The sequence below is a fragment of the Pengzhenrongella sp. genome (assembly GCF_036565025.1).
Lineage (GTDB): Bacteria > Actinomycetota > Actinomycetes > Actinomycetales > Cellulomonadaceae > Pengzhenrongella.
In genome coordinates, this window is record NZ_DATCNW010000393.1 from 1 (window position 1) to 2,326 (window position 2,326).

At 72.5% G+C, this 2,326-nt stretch carries 2 protein-coding genes; both read right to left on the reverse strand.

Features of this window, described 5'->3' with window-relative positions:
* Positions 1–48: 48 nt before the first annotated feature.
* A complete protein-coding gene (locus VIM26_RS22225) occupies positions 49–786 on the reverse strand; it encodes a phosphoglyceromutase (RefSeq protein ID WP_331955353.1) in 738 nt (245 codons plus the stop codon).
* A 136-nt stretch (positions 787–922) separates the two neighbouring features.
* Positions 923–2,227, reverse strand: a complete 1,305-nt coding sequence (mshA, locus tag VIM26_RS22230; protein ID WP_414696545.1) for a D-inositol-3-phosphate glycosyltransferase — start codon at positions 2,225–2,227, stop codon at positions 923–925.
* Positions 2,228–2,326 lie beyond the last annotated feature (99 nt).

A 2,326-nucleotide genomic window follows, 5' to 3' on the forward strand; every position in this document is an offset into this window, starting at 1 on the left:
GTCCTATAGGACGTCAACGCTCGGACGTTACGGGTCTGTTGGTGGGGGCTACTTGCCCTGGTTGGCTACTGCGGCGATTGCTGCGGCGGCTGCGTCGGCGTCCAGGTAGCGGCCGCCCGGGACGGTGGGCTTGAGGTTCTCGTCCAGCTCGTAGACGAGCGGGATGCCGGTGGGCACGTTCAGGCCCGAGATCGTCTCGTCGTCGATGCCGTCGAGGTGCTTGATGATCGCGCGCAGGGAGTTGCCGTGCGCCGCGACCAGGACGGTCTTGCCGGCCAAGAGGTCGGGGATGACCTCGGACTCCCAGTACGGCAGCACCCGGATGAGCACGTCCTTGAGGCACTCGGTCAGCGGCGTCGGCTCGCCGGCGTACCGCACGTCAGCGTCCTGGGAGAACTCCGAGCCGAGCTTGATCTCCGGCGGCGGGGTGTCGTACGAACGGCGCCAGAGCATGAACTGCTCCTCGCCGAACTCGTCGCGGACCTGCTTCTTGTCCTTGCCCTGCAGCGCGCCGTAGTGCCGCTCGTTGAGGCGCCAGTTGCGCTTGACCGGGATCCAGTGCAGGTCCGCCTTGTCGAGGGCGAGGTTTGCCGTGGTGATCGCGCGACGCAGCAGCGAGGTGTGCACGACGTCGGGGCGCACGCCGGCCTCGGTCAGCAGGTCACCTCCGCGGATCGCCTCGGCGACACCCTTCTCGGACAGGGGGACATCCACCCAGCCGGTGAACAGGTTCTTTGCGTTCCACTCGCTCTCGCCGTGGCGGAGCAGTACCAGGGTGTAGGTCATTCGCTCATCTTGCCGCACTCGCCCCGAGCGGGCGCGGGACCTCCGGTCTGTGGACCGTGCCCGGCGGGTCGGACGCTCGGAGCGGGTCGAAAGCTCGGACCCAGCTTCGCGGTAGCGGACCTCTCGCGGATCTGGGTCAGAGCACCCGACGCTGGGCCGCGAGCGCGTACACCTTGAGCACTTGCTCGGCGGCGGCGTCCCAGCCGCGATGTTCCCCGGCGCGCCGGGCTCCGTCGGCGAGCACCGCCCGGCCGACGTCGTCGGCCAGCAGGTCCGCGATCGCGTCGGCCCACCGCACCGGGTCGTGCGACGCCACCAGGCGACCCGTCACGCCGTCGTGCACGACGCTGCGCAGACCGCCGACGGCGGCGGCGAGCACGGGGGTCCCGGACGCCTGCGCCTCGGCGGCCACGAGCCCGAACGACTCGCTGCGCGAGGGCATGGCGACCAGGTCCGCGGCCCGGAACCAGTCGGCGAGCACCTCGCGCCGGACCGGCGCCCGGAACTGCACGTGCTCCCCGACGCCGCTCGTCACGGCGAGCGCCTCGAGCTCGCGCAGGGCGGTCGCCCGCCCGCTCGGACCGCCCAGGACGACGAGCAACGGGACCGGCCGACCGGTGGCGGCGAGCACGGCGAGCGCGCGGACCAGCACGTCCGGCGCCTTGAGCGCCTGGACCCGTCCGGCGAACAGCACGACGGGGCGGTCCGCGGGCAGGTCGAGCCGGGCGCGCAGGGCGGCCCTGTCGCCGTCGGACGCACGCAGTGGGTGGAACAGGGCGAGGTCCACGCCGGGGGCGACGACGTGCACCGCGGCAGGGTCGGCGTCGTACAGCTGGACGAGGTCGCTCGCCTCCTCGGCGGTGTTGGCGACGAGCGCGTCGGCGGCCGCGACCACCTGCTCCTCGCCGATCACGCGGCCCATCGGTTCGGGGGTGTCACCGGGCGCGAGTGCGGCGTTCTTGACCCTCGCGAGCGTGTGCATGGTGTGCACGAGCGGCACGTCCCAGCGGTCCGCGACCAGCCAGCCGACCTGGCCGGAGAGCCAGTAGTGCGAGTGCACGACGTCGTACCAGTGCTCGGTGCGCCCGGCCTCGGTGCGCAGCACGCCCGCGGTGAACGCGCAGAGCTGGCCGGGCAGGTCGTTCTTGTCCAGGCCCTCGAACGGCCCGGCGGGGATGTGCCGCACCAGGACCCGCGGGTCCCCCGCGTCGAGCTCGACGAGGTCGCCCTGGGCGGAGGAGGTGGACCTGGTGAAGATCTCCACCTGGGCGCCTCGCCGGGCGAGCGCGCGGGACAGGTCTGTGACGTAGACGTTCAGACCGCCGGCGTCCCCGGTGCCCGGCTGGTCGAGCGGGGAGGTGTGCACGGAGAGCATGGCGACGCGCGGCTGCTCGATACTCACTGCGCGCTCCTCGCTTCCGGTGGACGGGTAGCCCATCATTCTCACCCCGCCGGGGACCCCGGCAGCGCGCCCGGCTCTCCGAACCGCCCGTTCGTCCCCGTCTGGAGCACCCAACCGCCCCCACCCGCCCCCTATTCC

Coding starts and splice junctions, on each gene's coding strand:
- VIM26_RS22225 (WP_331955353.1), bottom strand. CDS start 786: ATGACCTACACCCTGGTACTGCTCCGCCACGGCGAGAGCGAGTGGAAC.
- mshA (WP_414696545.1), bottom strand. CDS start 2,227: ATGATGGGCTACCCGTCCACCGGAAGCGAGGAGCGCGCAGTGAGTATC.